Origin of the sequence: Robertmurraya mesotrionivorans (assembly GCF_050971805.1) — a bacterium.
Lineage (GTDB): Bacteria > Bacillota > Bacilli > Bacillales > Cytobacillaceae > Robertmurraya_A.
This window is the reverse complement of sequence record NZ_JBPCCH010000008.1, coordinates 1-15,592: the sequence shown is the minus strand read 5'-3', so window position 1 is coordinate 15,592 and position 15,592 is coordinate 1. Positions and strand designations below refer to the sequence as shown.

Genomic DNA, 15,592 nt, shown 5'->3' with positions numbered 1-15,592 from the left:
CTGCTAGATTAATGAACTGGAAAAAGTGGACAGTTATCCTTGTTGGTACTCTATTCATGGTCGGCAATTTTTATCTTATTTTTAAAAAGGATAGTGAAATAAAGAGAATTAGTTTTGTAGAAAAGTGGGCAGCGATTAAGGAACAAAAGCTAGTAGAATCGAAAACAGATGAAGGGTTAATTACTCCGTTAGAAGAAGAATATATCTACTATGAGGAAAATACAGGTGACTTCCATTCTTTCCTTGTAAAAGAAGGGGACGAAGTGGAAGAGAACACTCCAATTCTTGAACTCTCATCAGTAAATACAGACGCAGCCATTGCTCAAAAAGAGCTTGAGATCTCCAAGCTTGAGGATGAAATCGATGCGTTAGAGGACAATATAGACAGCTTAGATGACCTGTTGAGTGATATTGAAAGGTCGACAACCGAGGAAAATGAGTCAACCAACACCATTATGGCCAACTCTTTAGAAATTGAAATCTATGAAAAGGAACTCCAGCTTAGTAGATTGGAATCAGAGCTTGCTCAGGAGGAAGACCAATTAGATAGCATCAATGATAGCTTATCTAGCTTAACCATTAATAGTACAATCGCTGGGATTGTCAAAGAAGTTCGACAAGATTTAAATAACCCGGTAGTCACGATTGCATCCAATGAACTACAGGTGGAGGCGACGCTCTCAGAAAAGGAAGTCCCCACCCTTGAAGTGGGAATGAAGGTATTTGTCACATCTCACCTTCAAAAAGATGAGATTGAAGGCACTATATCAAGCATCTCAATCCTGCCAAAGACTGAACCAAAGGAAAAAAAGGAAACACAATATACCTACAAGATTCAACTTAACGACCAACCCAATTCCATACCTATTGGTTCACATGTCAATTTAAAAATCATTACGAATGAAGTACAAAACGCTTTAACCGTATCAACCAATGCAATAAAGGAAAAAGGAGCTAAGACTTACATTTATGTCATGATGCCAAACGGTACGATTGAACGTCGCCAAGTAGAAACGGGGCTACATCTTAATCACGTTAAGGAAATCGTATCAAGTGCTATAAAAGATGAGAAGGTCGTCATAAGCTCGAATACTCTAAGAAATAACACAAAATTCTACACATCCCTGCAGCCGAAAAGGCTAGAAAAGAAGGCATTTCAAGAGCTTGGAAAGAAAGAGTCTCTCAAACTAGCCTTAAAAGGTTTTGTAACACAATAAAAGGCAAACCGAATTTGGTTTGCCTTTTTCCTACTCTTTCGAAACAAGTGAAGCCACAAGAATATATCGTTGGGGAGCATCCCCAATATAATCAAATGGGTAACAAGTAGAAACGGTTAAGGTCGCTTTTGGTTTGGGGACAATGACTGTTCGGTCGTCAGCATCGACAATTCGCACTCGATTGACTCGATATGTAAATTCACCTGCTGAGGTAGTGACGACAAGTAAGTCTCCTTTACCGACTTCACCAAGTCTCCGAAATACCGTATCACGATGGCCGGAAAGAACAGAGTTATCCGATTCACCAGGAAGGACACTTCCAGCGAAATGTCCAACCCCTTTTTCCAGCTCATCTTCTGCAGTACCATGAAAAATTGGGAGTGTTGCTTCAATTTTTGGAATAACCAATTCTCCGATATTCTCACCAATTTCCGGTTGCTTAGAGTAAAGGGAACTTTTTTGAACAGAAGAGGCTTCCACCTTTTCCACAGTTGATTCCGTTTTTTTCTCTGCTATTTCTAGCTGACCCACTTTATAAAGTAGGTAACCCTTCAAAAACTTATAGCTATTTGTTCCACTAAAAAAGATACCGAAAGAAATAAGTAAAATAGAAAGGACTAGAAGAAGGGGTGTTTTTCTCTTCTTCTTTCTATTTTTTTCTTTCCTACTGATCATCATCTAACCATTTCCCTTTTTCTATGGCGTAAAAACAGAAATGCACCAACTAATACAAACCCAAATCCTATCAAAGTGTTATCCACATAATTGGAGTCAGTGTTAGGCAGTTTTCCACCTTTAACGGTTTTAGCAACCGTTTTAGCAGCAACTGTTTTATTATTTGTGATGATTTCTTCCGCTTTTTGAATATCTTTTCCTGTCTCAGCAATAACCTCTGATCCCAACATGTCGGCCGTGAATAATACATCTAGTAGGAAATCACCGTTAGTACTATAAATCTCTATTAACAAATCGTATCCCTCTGAAGAGGTCATCTTCATGAGAGACTCCATTGAAATATCCGTTTTTACTCCATCCTTAACGAGGTAGTATTTCGTTTGGATTTGAAAAATGTTTTGTAAATCATTAAAAATATCTAGAAGCTCAGCAATTTGTTCCGCTGTTAGCTCTTCCACATTTTCAAACTCTTCTAATCCAATCATTCTTTCGCTTAGTTCAAGAAGGGCAGCTTCGTCAAAATCGATCGCTTCAATGTGAAGGAAGAGCTTTTCGATTTCTTCTTCTGTTAGTCCGATCGAATCAAATAGCTCCTGAATTTCCTCTAATGCCTCATCATCGGTTTGATAGATATCTAATGCAATCTCTAAATCTTCAATGTACTCATAGTTCTCAATCGAATCATCAAACGTATTTAAGTACGCTTCTAATTCTTCCTTAGAACCAAATCCGTACGCTTCTAAAAGATCATGAAGATTATTTTCGTCAATCGGGGTTCCTACCCACTCATTTAGATAATAGTCTACATATTCACTTAGTTCTTCATTAAAAATTAGATAAGTGCCATCAAGAACATCCTGACCTTCTTCAATGTCTCCATATTCTACGAGTAACTCATTTAATTCCTCACGAGTTAAGTCAAAATCTACAAGTACTTGTTGAATCCCCTCTTCTGAAAGTGGAGTACCTAACTCATCAACAGAATCAAAGTATTCTAAACCCCATTCCTTGCTCTCAAGGTAATCAATGTAATCTTGCTTTTCCCAGCCGATTTCCTCTAGAAACACATCTAATTCAGGGTCGTCTGGCTCAAGGGCAAAAGCCTTACTTGGGATGAAGCTAAAACCAATTACTAGAATAGAAAGTACCGCTAAAAAGTGCCTCATAATTTCCTCCTATATGGAAAAAGTATAGTACTAGAATAGTATAGTTTGAAAACGGTTATTTTGCTATCAGATTTTATCAATATTTGTAAAAAAGTATAGAAACAAATCGAAACGTGTATGCAACGAAAAGATGTAAGCTCATAATTTAAATATGGTAAAATAAAGGAAGAAAGATGCGAGGAGGAGAAGCATGAAAAAGTTCGTATGGCTCCTAATGTTTAGCATTTTATTTATCCTAACAAGCTGTAACAAGGAGCCGGTACCTGAGGAGCAATTTTCAACGTACGTAAATCTTTGGAATGATCAAAAGTTTGAAGAAATGTACGACTATCTTTCTAAAGAAGCAAAGGAAAGTATTAAAAAGGAAGAGTTTGTCGAACGCTACAAAAAAATATACAGTGATCTCGGAATCACCGATCTTAAAGTCTCTTACGAAAAACCAAAGGAAGAAAAGGAACGAGATAAAAAAGTCACAGAGGTTAGTCTACCTTTTTCCGTTAGTATGAACAGTATTGCGGGTGAAATTACTTTTGAACAGGATGCACGGTTAACGAAGGAAGAACGTGAAGAAAGTACAAACTGGTATCTAAATTGGAACACTACATATATTTTCCCTGAGTTAAAAGAAGGAGACAAGGTGGGGATCAACACGGTCAGGCCAACGCGTGGAGATATTTTAGATCGCAATGGATTAGAGCTTGCCACTACTGGAACCGCTCTAGAAATGGGGTTAGTTCCAAAGGACATTGAAGGAAAGGAAGCGGCAGTCATTGAACAGCTTTCCACTGTCTTAGGAATGACGAAAGAAAGTATTGAAAAAGCCTTGAATGCTAGCTGGGTTCAACCGGACTATTTTGTCCCAATTAAGACCATCTCCGAATCCGATTCAGAGCTTCGAGCAAAGCTAGCTCAAATCCCAGGTGTACAAAGAAAAACAGTGGAAGCCCGAGTATATCCATTTGGGGAGGCAGCCGCTCACTTAATCGGTTATGTAGGAGCCATTACAGCAGAGGAGTTAGAAGAGCAAGAGCCTGGAACCTACTCCGCTAATGATGTAATCGGAAAAAGGGGACTCGAGCAGGTTCTTGAAAAACGTCTAAAGGGAGAACAAGGAGTGCAAATCCTTATTCAAAAAGAGGACGGAACAGAAACGGTGCTGGTAGAAAAGCCAGTGAAGAATGGAGAGAATATTAAGCTTACAATTGATGGAGCGGTCCAAAAGGACATGTACACTCAAATACAAGGCGAGGCAGGAACCGGTGCGGCTATCCATCCAACAACGGGAGAAACTCTTGCACTTGTAAGCAGCCCAAGCTTTGATCCTAATAAGCTGACTCTTGGAGCAACAGCCGCTGATTGGAAAGTTCTAGAGGACGATCCAAAACAGCCACTTTTAAATCGCTTCAAGGCAAACTTTTCTCCAGGCTCGGTGATCAAGCCAGTAACAGCTGCGATTGCTCTTCAAGCAGAAACGACGGACTGGCAGCAAACGATACAGTTGAGCGGGAAGAAGTGGCAAAAGGATTCCTCATGGGGGAGCTATTATGTAACAAGAGTAACGGACCTGAATATGCCTGTTGCCATGGATGATGCTCTCCTTTACTCAGATAATGTCTACTTCGCACAAACCGCACTAGATCTTGGAAGAGAGAAGTTTGAACTAGGTCTCAAGAACTTTGGGTTCGAGGAGGAATTCGACTTCCTATTTCCTTTAGAAACGTCTACTTATGGAAATATGAATTCAGACATTCTCGTGGCTGATTCGGGTTATGGTCAAGGTCAGCTGGAAATGAATGTCCTTCACCTAGCAAGCACCTATACGATGCTCGTGAATAATGGAAACATGCTTAAACCCACACTTCTCTTAGATGATGAGAAAAGCCAGGTATGGAAATCCTCCTTATTAAGTGAGGAACACATCACCAAGCTAAACCAAGCCTTAACACAAGTAGTTGAAAACCCGAGGGGTACTGCTCATGCAGCAAAAATAGAAGGCTACCCATTAGCGGGAAAAACGGGAACAGCTGAATTTAAGGAAAAGCAAACCGAAACTGGAAAAGAAAATGGTTGGTTTGTTGCCTACAACACGAATAATCCAAGTCTCCTTATCGCCATGATGATTGAACATGTCGAGGGGAGAGGTGGATCGAAGGTTGTTGTTGAAAAGGTAAAGAAAGTGTTCAAACCAGAATAATAAAGAACCCCTCCTACCATGGAGGGGTTTATAAATGAAGGGGAGATTGGTAATGAAACTAAACAAGATTCATCATATCGCAATTATTTGCTCGAACTATGAGGTATCAAAGAAGTTCTATGTGGACACTCTCGGTTTAACACCAAAAGCAGAAATATATAGAAAAGAAAGAGATTCGTATAAGCTAGACCTTGAAGTAAATGGTCAGTATCAAATCGAATTGTTTTCTTTCCCAAATCCACCGAAAAGACCTAGTTATCCGGAAGCTTCAGGGTTAAGACATCTTGCCTTTGAGGTAGAGGAATTAGAGGAAGCGGTTGCGGTGTTAAAGGATAAAGGAATTGAGATTGAACCCATTCGTATAGATGAGTTTACCGATAAAAAGTTTACTTTCTTCTCTGATCCAGATGGGTTGCCAATTGAATTGTATGAGAGATAAAAGCTCTTTAGGATACTTTTAAAAATTAAAAAAGCTTGTAGAGAAAACCTAATCTCTACAAGCTGAGTAATCTACCGATTGATAAATGGTGCTGATGTGGACCCAGGGGCTTTGCCACCCTTTGAGACCAGGATGATTTCAATAGCTTCCAACCGTTTGGATAACCCTGCAGTCCCTGAAACTTGTCCGTTTCTTGCCCATCCTAACCAGCCATAGCTTTGAGCATGGACACGATAGTATACATCATAGTTTTTAGCCATTTCACCAGTTAGTTGGATTTTAATGGCTTCCATTCGCTTGCCTTGCCCTAATGTACCGGATATGGTTCCATTGGAGACATTATTTAGCCACCCTATACCTTGAACATGAGTCGAATAGATAATAGAACCACTATAAGGGGTATTTTGCAAATGAACCTTTATGGCTTCTAATCGTTTGGATTGTCCCACCGTTCCACTCAATGCTCCATTTTTAACATTCTCAAGCCAGCCGTAAGTCTGGACATGTGTGGTGTAACTTATTATAGGTTTAGTCACAAAAGCTCTATCAGTGGACCCAGGTGCTTGTCCACCTTTTTTAACTAATACAATCTCAATGGCTTCCAATCGCTTGGATAACCCTTCAGTCCCTGCGGCTTGGCCATTTTTCGCCCATCCTAACCAACCGAAGCTTTGTGCATGAACACGATAGTACACGTCATAATAATTGGCAATCTCACCAGATAGCTGAAGTTTGATGGCTTCCATTCGTTTGCTTTGGCCTAATGTACCAGACATCGCTCCATTAGAAACATTACTTAACCAGCCAATGCCTTGAATATGAGTGGAATAGGTAATAGAACCACTAAAAGGATTGTCCTTTGGTAAGCTAACTTTGATGGCTTCCATTCGTTTCGCTTGACCTATTGTTCCGCTTAATTCACCATTAGAAACGAAATCCATCCAGCCATAAGTCTGAACATGTGTAGAATAGCTAACAGCTGGGCTTGTTACTGGGCTTAAATTTGATTGATAATATATCATTCCATAACCATAATAAGGGTCTTTTCCTGTAACACCTAAATCTTTGGTATGATTCCTAAGTAACGTTTTTAATTCACTATTTGTTACAGTAGGGTATTTCTCCTTTAAAAGGGCCAACATTCCTGTAACGTGGGGCGTTGCTTGTGATGTACCACTTTCAATTGTATAATCGCCATCTTTATAAGTACTAATAATATTTTCACCAGGGGCTGAGAACTCTACTTCGTTACCAGTGGAAGAGAAGTTGCTTATATTTAATGATTGATTGACGGATGAAACTCCAATGGTATTAGTAAATTTTGCAGGATAATTTACTGAATTCTGTAACCCATCATTCCCGCTAGCTGCTACAATAATAATCCCGCTATTATATGCTTTGTTAATCATTTGTTCAAATAGTTGACTATATTCAGAAGTACCTATACTCAGATTTACAATATCCATTCCATTTGAAATAGACCAGTCCAGCCCCTCCAAAATATCTTGGAGGTTTCCGGCACCCGCTTTATCCAATACTTTAACAGCAAAAAGGTTAACATCTGGTGCGACCCCAGTAATATCTAACCCATTTACACTCGCTATATTAGGCTGGGCTGCAATAATACCTGAAACATGTGTCCCGTGTCCATTGTCATCTTGCCATGAATTTGTGTAATCCACTGTAGAAACTCCTCCAGCAATAGCTAACTCGTTATGGCTGGCGATCCCTGTATCGAGGACGGCCACGTTGACTCCATCGCCCGTATAACCTTCATTCCAGGATAATTGAGCATTGGTTTGGTGTATATTCCATTGAGTTCCACCTGTAGATGAAGCCATCGCTGATTGTAGTACTCTTATCGATTCAGTTTCTGTAATGCTAAATAAGATGTTTTCTTCTATATAATCAATATTAGGGTTAGATTCTAACTTCTGTATTTCATCTTCTGTTACAGATACTGATATTGCTGGAACTGTTTGAAACTCGTAGTCTACTTTTTCAGTTTCTTCTATTATGTCTTCTTTCCCGTCTTCATTTTTATAAACAATAATAACTTCTTTTTCCTTGTTTTCAATTTCATCTGCCTTTACTAAGGAAGGGGTATAGCCAGAAAAAAACGTGATGAGAAAGGAAAGGAAAGTTAGTAGATATGGTTTAAGTGTTTTCAATTACAATTTCCCTCCATTACATATTAAATTTCTAGAAATAAGTCTAAATTCTATTAATAAAATGATCTTCAAGGTGAAAAACTAAGTACAAAGAATAGAATATAGGCATTAAAAAAGCCTGTAAAGAAATAAAAATTTCCTCTACAAGCTGAATGAACAAAAAAGCCAGTTTATTAAAGCATAACAATTGGAGGATCAATTCCTAATACAGGTTCTCCATTAATGGTTAACCAAATATAATAGTGATCGATCTCAGTCTTTAGAATGGTCTCTAACTTTGCAATGAATGCTTCTTGTATTTCAAAAGACATTTGGGCAGTTTCTTCACCAAGTGGAATATTCTTCAATCCAAGTAAATCTGCAGCCGCACGAGCTTGCTCAGGGGTTACTTCAATGTATCTATCATACTCTGATAAATAAGCTGCTTTTGCAGGTGCAACGGAAATGCTTATTGCAAAGATTAAAACTGCTACGAAAGATAATACTACTTTTTTCACTGTTCTTTCACTCCTAATATAGTATCTTTTAATTCTATAAACTTATCAACAACGTCGGGGTGGTACATGGTTCCACGACATCGTAATAACTCATTAAACGCATAATCTGGTGATCTTCTATCTTGATATACTCGATCTGTCGTCATGGCATCATATGAATCTACAACAGAAATAATAGAAGCTTCTATAGTGATCTCGTCACCTGCTAATCCCTTCGGATAACCTTTTCCATCATATCGTTCATGATGCTGTTCAACAACAATCCCTGCCGATCCAACAATAGGTATAGAGGATTCCTCTAGTAACTTTCGTCCGTAGGTAGGATGTTTTTTCATGATTTCCCATTCTTCAGGCGTTAGCTTTCCAGGTTTCTTAAGAATTTCATCAGGTATCTTAATCTTACCAATATCATGAAAAAAAGATCCTAGATTTAATCTTAGTATCTGCTCTGGCTCAAGGTCAAAAGATTCTCCAAGAATCATGGAGAGCTTCGTAATCCTCGTACAGTGATTCATGGTATACCCATCTTTAGCCTCAATTGCTCGAACCATCTCATGTAATTCCGTCACAGTTCTACTATATTGATAGAAAATAGGTTGTGAGGAAACATATAAAAACTCTGTGGTACCGACAGCTTGAAAGGTATAGTGAGCCTTAACTGGATATCTATGAAAGGAATCGCCAGGTTTTAGAGATTTTAAGCCACTATCTTCAGGAAAAGTCTTCAATTCCCCGTTAAGGACAATAAAATACTCCAATGCATTCCAGCCTTCTTCAGGCCCTAGTGCCCAGTTAGCTCCATGCTCTAGCTTGTGATGTATAATTTCTGTTGTATTGCTAGAGGCTACCAATGATACCTGCAATCCTTTTAGTTGGACTGTCTCTATAAAATCCTTTTCATTTATATTAATCACTGAGAATCCTCATTTCTAGTAAAAAATAAGTATGCTTATTACATCGGAGAAGATTCCTGTTTTTTAAGTAAAACTTTAAAAAAATTCCAATCTACTAGGAAAAAACAATCATAAATCCATTATATAGAAAATGTCTAATAGAAGAAAGTAGAAAAGTATTTCCTGTTTGATTAATTTGTGAATATTCATATAATTTTTTGTATAAAAAACACCTCCAAGTAAATTGGAGGTAGATGGTTAACTAATAAAATCTTTTAAACCCGTCAAATCGCTCTTTATAATACGAGTTATTTAAGTTAGTAATAATAACCCCTTTGGCATCAGCATGAATAAACTCATTATTACCTAAATAGATTCCCATATGAGAGATTCCCGCTTTATATGTATTTTCAAAGAATAGTAGGTCTCCAACTTGTGGTTGGTCCACATAATAGGAGCGGCTATAGTATCCTTCTGCAGAGTAACGGCCTATTTTTGTTCCAGCTTGGTTAAAGACATAATGAATGAAACCACTACAGTCAAATCCCGCAGGAGTGTTTCCTCCCCATACATACGGAATTCCAAGAAGTGTTTTCGCAGTCTCTACGACAGGTACGACATTTGTAGTCGGGCTAGTTGCTGTTGTAGGAGGAGTTGCCGTTTTACTAACTTTTAACTTTTGTCCTACATAGATCATATCTGATTGTAATCCGTTTAACGTTTTTAACTCCTGCACACTAAGTTTGTACTGAGTAGCAATCTTTCCAAGATAGTCTCCACTTTTAACAACATACTCGGTGACCGTATTTTCCGTAACCGGAGTACTAGGTGCTGATGTAGACGGGGCAGGTGTTACAACTACAGGTGCACTTGATGAATTACTAGGATCTGAAACAATAAATTTCTGTCCTGGATAAATTAGATCACTATTTTGATTGTTCCATTTTCGAAGATCGATCAAAGAAATTTTATACGTGCTTGCAATTTTACTAAGGCTATCTCCAGAAGCAACTGTGTGAGTCTTCACCTGAGTAACTGTTGGAGCTTGTACAGGTTGAGTTAGTGTGGTACTTTGATCCACCTTAAGAACTTGATTGATATAAATCATATTGGAGGATAGATTATTTAAAGATTTAATAGCAGGGACAGTTGTTTTGTATTTAGTAGCAATACGAGTAAGAGTGTCGCCTTTTTGTACGGTATATGTACTAGCTAGTGCATTGGTAGCGAAAGTAGAGGTTAATAGAACGGCAGAAGTAAGAGATACGACTTTTTTCTTCATTTTTTGACAAATCCTCCTAAATCTCCTAAGTGATATACTCCTATACTACCATAAGAATGATTAGAAAAAGCTTTTTAATATAAAAAAGAGGAAATATTTCCTATGAAAAAATATTTACGAATTTAATAGGAGGGATCAAAAATATTATCCTAATATATACAGTTGAGCAGGGGGATTTCATTTTTTTGCAAAAAAAATCCTGCAAAAAACTACTTTGCAGGATCGATCGATATATTATTTGCTAATGAATTGAGAAAGAAGGAAGTCTGCCCACACACGATGTCCTTCTTTCTCATCTTTGATTAAATAGTCAAGAATCTCCTCTGAATGAGGTATCAGGCCAATTAGACCAATGGTCAAGATAGTGTATTTGATTTTCCTCCGATAATTCCTTTAGTGCCTGAACTTGTACAGAATAATATCTCGGTTGATAAAAAGGATTCGGTGGTTGTAGCAGGGCACCGTATTTCAAAATAAATCTGTCAATCTTTCAAATTCTTCAAATGGATTTTGGGATTCAGAGTGAATCCTTGAGAATTCGGGTTTAGCCTCTTCAATGGCTTGAGCCAGGCTAGGGTCGAACTGTGTTCCTATCCCATTTTCTAATCTTTGAAAAGCCTCTTCGATAGAAAGTTCATTTCGATAGGATCTCGTAGATGTCATGGCATCGAAAGCGTCAGCAATAGCTAATATACGAGCTTCTAATGGAATCTCTTTTCCCTTTGCTCCAGTCGGATATCCTGTTCCATCCCATCTTTCATGATGATATAATACACCATTTTTTAGTCCTTCTAATCCTTCTACTTTTTCAACCATTTTTGATCCAAAAGTAGTATGCGTTTTAATAATTTCATATTCTTTTTCAGTTAAAGAGGTCGGCTTCGTTAAAATATGTTCAGGAATATTGATTTTACCAATATCGTGAAGCAGTCCGCTTAACCGTAAATGTTTGAGTTTTTGTTCATCTTGATATTCTGGAAGTTTTTTAGCTAATGCAACCGCATACTGACTGACTCTGTCACTGTGCCCAAAAGTGTATTGATCTTTTGCTTCAACAGCAACAATAAAGCTTTTGACAACTTGTTCAATTGTTGCTTCCATTGAATGAATGACATTATTGACTTGCCTATCGTAAAGTGCATACAGCTTTGTTAATAACAAGTAGCTGAATGTGGCAACGATCATATATAGTAAAATACGGTTTGAAATATCGATAGAGTCTATGTCATCAATAGGAAAATAAATACTAACAGCACCTAAACCGAATATCCCTAAAATGGAATACAAAATTGATACCAATCGTTTGCCATATAAGCTATTAACAATGGGTATAAGTAGGAAGTAACCCCATGCCTCTGTATAGCCTGAACCAAAATACAAACAAATGATTACAAATAATACAAATAATAAGACCAAATGTTTCATTAGGCGGTAGGGGATTTTAGTGAATTGGTAGAATAGGAAGAGAATTAAGCATAAGGATAAGCAGAGTAATAATATGTTTAGGTTTGCTCTAGAAAATGGGAGATTAAACCGTTGGAAGATATAATTCCAAATGATACTCATCAAAAAATAGATGAAGCAGATGGTTAAGATTTGATTATTTAAATTTTGACTATGCTCTTTAAGTAGTTTATCTAGTAATTTTTCCTTTTCATTTACTCTAGCATTCATGTTGTTTAATCATCCTATCTGCTAAATTCACTAAAATTTTATCACTTTTCTGTCAAACTAACTAGAGTTTTATCAGATATTGTCAGAAAACGCTTTTCATTCTCCTTAGACTTACCTTTAATAGAAAATGTAGGATAATTTTACTAAGGAGAGTGTTAAAATGAAAGAATATTTTTTTGGAAGTGTAGATGGGATTCTTCGTAAAGAGGCAATTGCATTACACCACCAGCGCTACCAGGAAGTAGGTTTTTTTAAAGAAAATGAGGACGATCCATATGAAGGATCTTCTACTTATTTTGTCGCACAAACAGCTGAGTTAAAGGAAATCGTAGGCGTTACTCGACTTATTTTCATGAAAATAGATGACCTTCCTACCATCAGACACTTCAATATATATGATATTGAAAAGTTGAAGTTATCCCGGCTTGAAAAAAATAAATACGCTGAAATTAGTGCATTTACAAAGATGCCCAAACATGATGTGGGACTAGGATTAATAAAGTCAGTTTTGCAATATTCAGTAGGAAATGGTATTTCACATTGGGTTTGTTGTATTGATGAAAGAGTTTATAAGTATATGCACCGTATGTTTAAATTTCCTTTTGAAGTAATAGGTGAACCTAATGTTTATCTCGGGTCAAAAACGATTCCATGTGCATTGGATTTAACTGAATGCTTAGAAACATTAAAAGAAAAACGAGGCAAATTATACGAATATTTTATAGAAAATGAAGAAAATGTAATGGAGGTAGTGAAATGATTAAGGAACAATTTATTCGAAATATAGGAATTATGTCAGAAGACGAGGTTCAAAAACTTCATGATACAACAATTGCTATAGCTGGCTGTGGTTGCATTGGTGGGTTTTCGGCTGAATTACTTACTCGAATGGGAATTGGTAAATTAATTTTGGCAGATCCTGATGTGTTTGATGTGTCAAATATTAATAGACAATGTGCAGCCACACATCACACGGTTGGACAGCGGAAAGTAGAAGCGTTAAAAAATCATTTACTTTCGATAAATCCCGAGCTTATCGTTGAGTGTTATACGGAAGGGGTGACTGAAGAAAATGCACCATCTATTGTGGATGGAGTAGATTATGTAATAGATGCAATTGATTATTTTGCATTCGCTGAGTCCGTTGCTCTCCATCGAGCAGCACGTAAGAAAAGCTTATTTGTTACTACTTCAGTTGCTCTTGGGTTTGGTACGTCTGTTTTAACATTTTCTCCATTTGGAATGAAGCTTGAAGAGTATATTGGTATTCCAGAAGATATTTCAATTACTAAACTACAAGGTCAAACCTTCCCTCCATCTGGTTACAGTCAAGCCCTTCCTGACTATGCAACAGAAGAAAAGATACATTCATGGATTAGAAATCGTACGATACCAACGATAAGTGTTGGTCAAGCACTAGGGCCAGGTGCACTTGTTTCCCAACTAGTTTTACATCTGTTGGATCGAAAAGAACCGCCAATTGTTCCAGAAAGTTTTCAGTTACATTTTGAATAGAAGGGGAAAGCACGGGGACGGTTCCTGTGCTTCTCTTTGTTTTCCTCTTAGTACAGGGGATGGCATTGGATTAGGAGAAGGAGCCTGACAGCGACTACTGACAATTGCCATAAAAGATTCACGTTTTTATTGAATAGAACTAACCTTTTTCTTCATTCATCTATATATGAACTATGATAGGGGATTTTTATAGATGAAAGGATGAGGTTTACTTGTCAAAATACAGAACGGTGCGTGTTGATTTTTGGAACCATCCGAATGTACTTAAGAAGATGACTCCGGAGGATAAGTATTTCTATTTATATCTTCTTACTAATCCACAAACTACTCAGATTGGAATCTATAAAATTACGAAAAAACAAATGGCTTTTGATTTGGGCTATTCGATTGAAAGTGTTCATTCATTAATGGATCGATTCACGGATCATCACAAGCTAGTACGATACAATCCTGAAACGAGAGAACTAGCCATTAAAAGCTGGTGGGAATTTAACCTTCACAAAGGTGGAAAAACAGTGATGGACTGTGTTCTTACCGAATTACTAGAGGTGCAGGATTACTCTCTGATTCACTATGTGGCAGTGTCTATTAAAAAACAGGAAATACTAAGTTTATATGAGTCTTTTTATAATTAGGTAGGGGACAGGTCCCCTGTCCCCATGAACTCGCATATGTTATAATTTTACAAAAGAGTGGGGGTTCTGACGAAATCTATTCTAATTACCCCAAGAACAGGAATGACATGTATGATAGGTAATGAATTATTCCATCGTCGAAACATAATATTATTCACCTTAATGGTTGCATTTTTCTCAATACAAGTAACAATTAATATTGTTATTGAAGGGATAGCCAATGTATTTCCACTAGGTTTTTTATTCATCACTGTGGGGATTCTTTTGTTAATGATGAACCTTAAGAAAGTAAACCCAAGATTGATCATGTATGTAATGATCACCTGTACATATATCTATTTTTACTTTCTCTTGACTGATTCTCCGTACCTAGTCAATTACTTATTTATGTGGTTGGGGCTTCCTCTAAGTGCTATCTATCAAAGCTATCGAGTGGTGTTTCTAGCTCTTACCGGCTCGATGATATTAAACTATTACTCTTTCTTTTACTTACATGAGGAAATATTTCCGAATGTCGTAAAGGGGGATTTTGTATATCTCGTTTTGTTTGGGGTATTTTCTACGGCTTTTCTTTTAACGTACATTCATATGACTCTCCGCCAATGGAAGGAAACAAAAGAGGCGAATGAGAAACTTCAGGTAATTGCCTATCATGATCCATTGACTGGGGCAGCTAATCGACTATTGCTTAAGAAGAAGTTTGACCAACTAAAGGAGTCAAAAGTCGATTCTATTGCGCTATTATTCATGGATATGAATAAGTTTAAATACATAAATGACACATATGGTCATGATGTAGGGGATCAATTACTCGCGAAGGTTGTATCAAGGGTAAGAGGAGAGCTGAAGGAGTTGGATTTACTCTGTCGATTGGGTGGAGATGAGTTTGTGATCTTATTATCTAATATAAAATACAAAGAGTTAGTAGGGCTATCGACACGGATTCGATCCTCAATGGAGCAACCGCTGAGTATCAATAATCATACGATACAAGTTTCTGCAAGTATTGGATTGTCCTACACAACAGAAGTTTCCCATGTCGATCTAGATACTCTGATTAAAGAAGCGGATGGAAATATGTACATGGAAAAGAGGAAGGGGACGCGGGGACAGGCACTGTGACCCAATCAGTTTAGAGAGGAGGGACAGTGTACCTGTGAACTATAACCCGAATAATGGACACCTTTTAAAAAGGGACGTTATTCGGGTTTTTCTATGTCTTATAAAAAGAGAC

General features: G+C 37.4%; 14 protein-coding genes. 7 read left to right on the top strand and 7 right to left on the bottom strand.

What is annotated here, in order from left to right; all coding sequences use genetic code 11:
- Positions 1 to 11: 11 nt before the first annotated feature.
- On the top strand, positions 12 to 1,217 hold the full coding sequence (locus ACRX5O_RS13930) for an efflux RND transporter periplasmic adaptor subunit (RefSeq protein WP_433906504.1): 1,206 nt from the start codon (positions 12 to 14) through the stop codon (positions 1,215 to 1,217).
- 30 nt (positions 1,218 to 1,247) lie between these two features.
- Here the strand turns inward: ACRX5O_RS13930 and ACRX5O_RS13925 are convergent, their stop codons facing one another.
- Both ACRX5O_RS13925 and ACRX5O_RS13920 read right to left on the bottom strand, forming a co-directional pair.
- The gene (locus ACRX5O_RS13925) at positions 1,248 to 1,892 is read right to left on the bottom strand and encodes a class D sortase (RefSeq protein ID WP_433906646.1); all 645 of its coding nucleotides are present in this window, start codon (positions 1,890 to 1,892) and stop codon (positions 1,248 to 1,250) included.
- On the bottom strand, positions 1,892 to 3,058 hold the full coding sequence (locus tag ACRX5O_RS13920) for a processed acidic surface protein (protein ID WP_433906503.1): 1,167 nt from the start codon (positions 3,056 to 3,058) through the stop codon (positions 1,892 to 1,894). Before ACRX5O_RS13920 ends, ACRX5O_RS13925 begins: the two co-directional genes overlap by 1 nt.
- A gap of 190 nt (positions 3,059 to 3,248) precedes the next feature.
- Between ACRX5O_RS13920 and ACRX5O_RS13915 the strand changes: the two genes are divergently transcribed.
- Positions 3,249 to 5,252, top strand: coding sequence for a penicillin-binding transpeptidase domain-containing protein (locus ACRX5O_RS13915; RefSeq protein WP_433906502.1), 2,004 nt, complete (start codon positions 3,249 to 3,251; stop codon positions 5,250 to 5,252).
- A 52-nt stretch (positions 5,253 to 5,304) separates the two neighbouring features.
- Complete coding sequence (gloA2, locus tag ACRX5O_RS13910) at positions 5,305 to 5,691, top strand: SMU1112c/YaeR family gloxylase I-like metalloprotein (protein WP_433906501.1); 387 nt, start codon at positions 5,305 to 5,307, stop codon at positions 5,689 to 5,691.
- Positions 5,692 to 5,762: 71 nt separating this feature from the next.
- On the opposite strand, the gene ACRX5O_RS13905 is transcribed toward gloA2, so the two are convergent.
- The 5 genes from ACRX5O_RS13905 to ACRX5O_RS13885 form a co-directional block, all read right to left on the bottom strand.
- Positions 5,763 to 7,862, bottom strand: a complete 2,100-nt coding sequence (locus tag ACRX5O_RS13905; protein ID WP_433906500.1) for a S8 family serine peptidase — start codon at positions 7,860 to 7,862, stop codon at positions 5,763 to 5,765.
- A 173-nt stretch (positions 7,863 to 8,035) separates the two neighbouring features.
- A complete protein-coding gene (locus ACRX5O_RS13900) occupies positions 8,036 to 8,359 on the bottom strand; it encodes an 8-amino-7-oxononanoate synthase (protein ID WP_433906499.1) in 324 nt (107 codons plus the stop codon).
- Complete coding sequence (locus ACRX5O_RS13895; protein ID WP_433906498.1) at positions 8,356 to 9,273, bottom strand: HD-GYP domain-containing protein; 918 nt, start codon at positions 9,271 to 9,273, stop codon at positions 8,356 to 8,358. Before ACRX5O_RS13895 ends, ACRX5O_RS13900 begins: the two co-directional genes overlap by 4 nt.
- Positions 9,274 to 9,514: 241 nt before the next feature.
- The gene (locus ACRX5O_RS13890; protein WP_433906497.1) at positions 9,515 to 10,534 is read right to left on the bottom strand and encodes a C40 family peptidase; all 1,020 of its coding nucleotides are present in this window, start codon (positions 10,532 to 10,534) and stop codon (positions 9,515 to 9,517) included.
- A gap of 468 nt (positions 10,535 to 11,002) precedes the next feature.
- Positions 11,003 to 12,208 (bottom strand): HD-GYP domain-containing protein, encoded by a 1,206-nt coding sequence (locus ACRX5O_RS13885; protein WP_433906496.1) that lies wholly within the window; start codon positions 12,206 to 12,208, stop codon positions 11,003 to 11,005.
- 160 nt (positions 12,209 to 12,368) lie between these two features.
- Between ACRX5O_RS13885 and ACRX5O_RS13880 the strand changes: the two genes are divergently transcribed.
- From ACRX5O_RS13880 to ACRX5O_RS13865, 4 genes are all read left to right on the top strand, one after another.
- Positions 12,369 to 12,968 carry an N-acyl amino acid synthase FeeM domain-containing protein gene (locus tag ACRX5O_RS13880; RefSeq protein ID WP_433906495.1) on the top strand — a complete coding sequence of 200 codons (600 nt, stop codon included), beginning with the start codon at positions 12,369 to 12,371 and terminating at the stop codon, positions 12,966 to 12,968.
- Positions 12,965 to 13,723, top strand: a complete 759-nt coding sequence (locus tag ACRX5O_RS13875; RefSeq protein ID WP_433906494.1) for a ThiF family adenylyltransferase — start codon at positions 12,965 to 12,967, stop codon at positions 13,721 to 13,723. The genes ACRX5O_RS13880 and ACRX5O_RS13875 overlap by 4 nt, the downstream gene beginning before the upstream one ends.
- A gap of 212 nt (positions 13,724 to 13,935) precedes the next feature.
- The gene (locus ACRX5O_RS13870) at positions 13,936 to 14,358 is read left to right on the top strand and encodes a hypothetical protein (RefSeq protein ID WP_433906493.1); all 423 of its coding nucleotides are present in this window, start codon (positions 13,936 to 13,938) and stop codon (positions 14,356 to 14,358) included.
- 111 nt (positions 14,359 to 14,469) lie between these two features.
- Positions 14,470 to 15,480: a diguanylate cyclase domain-containing protein gene (locus ACRX5O_RS13865; protein ID WP_433906492.1), complete on the top strand. Its 1,011-nt coding sequence runs from the start codon at positions 14,470 to 14,472 to the stop codon at positions 15,478 to 15,480.
- The last annotated feature ends 112 nt before the right edge of the window (positions 15,481 to 15,592 follow it).

Bases quoted from the DNA above. Each gene is read 5' to 3' on its own strand.
- ACRX5O_RS13930 (WP_433906504.1), top strand. From the start codon at position 12: ATGAACTGGAAAAAGTGGACAGTTATCCTTGTTGGTACTCTATTCATG.
- ACRX5O_RS13925 (WP_433906646.1), bottom strand. From the start codon at position 1,892: ATGATCAGTAGGAAAGAAAAAAATAGAAAGAAGAAGAGAAAAACACCC.
- ACRX5O_RS13920 (WP_433906503.1), bottom strand. From the start codon at position 3,058: ATGAGGCACTTTTTAGCGGTACTTTCTATTCTAGTAATTGGTTTTAGC.
- ACRX5O_RS13915 (WP_433906502.1), top strand. From the start codon at position 3,249: ATGAAAAAGTTCGTATGGCTCCTAATGTTTAGCATTTTATTTATCCTA.
- gloA2 (WP_433906501.1), top strand. From the start codon at position 5,305: ATGAAACTAAACAAGATTCATCATATCGCAATTATTTGCTCGAACTAT.
- ACRX5O_RS13890 (WP_433906497.1), bottom strand. From the start codon at position 10,534: ATGAAGAAAAAAGTCGTATCTCTTACTTCTGCCGTTCTATTAACCTCT.
- ACRX5O_RS13885 (WP_433906496.1), bottom strand. From the start codon at position 12,208: ATGAATGCTAGAGTAAATGAAAAGGAAAAATTACTAGATAAACTACTT.
- ACRX5O_RS13880 (WP_433906495.1), top strand. From the start codon at position 12,369: ATGAAAGAATATTTTTTTGGAAGTGTAGATGGGATTCTTCGTAAAGAG.
- ACRX5O_RS13875 (WP_433906494.1), top strand. From the start codon at position 12,965: ATGATTAAGGAACAATTTATTCGAAATATAGGAATTATGTCAGAAGAC.
- ACRX5O_RS13865 (WP_433906492.1), top strand. From the start codon at position 14,470: ATGATAGGTAATGAATTATTCCATCGTCGAAACATAATATTATTCACC.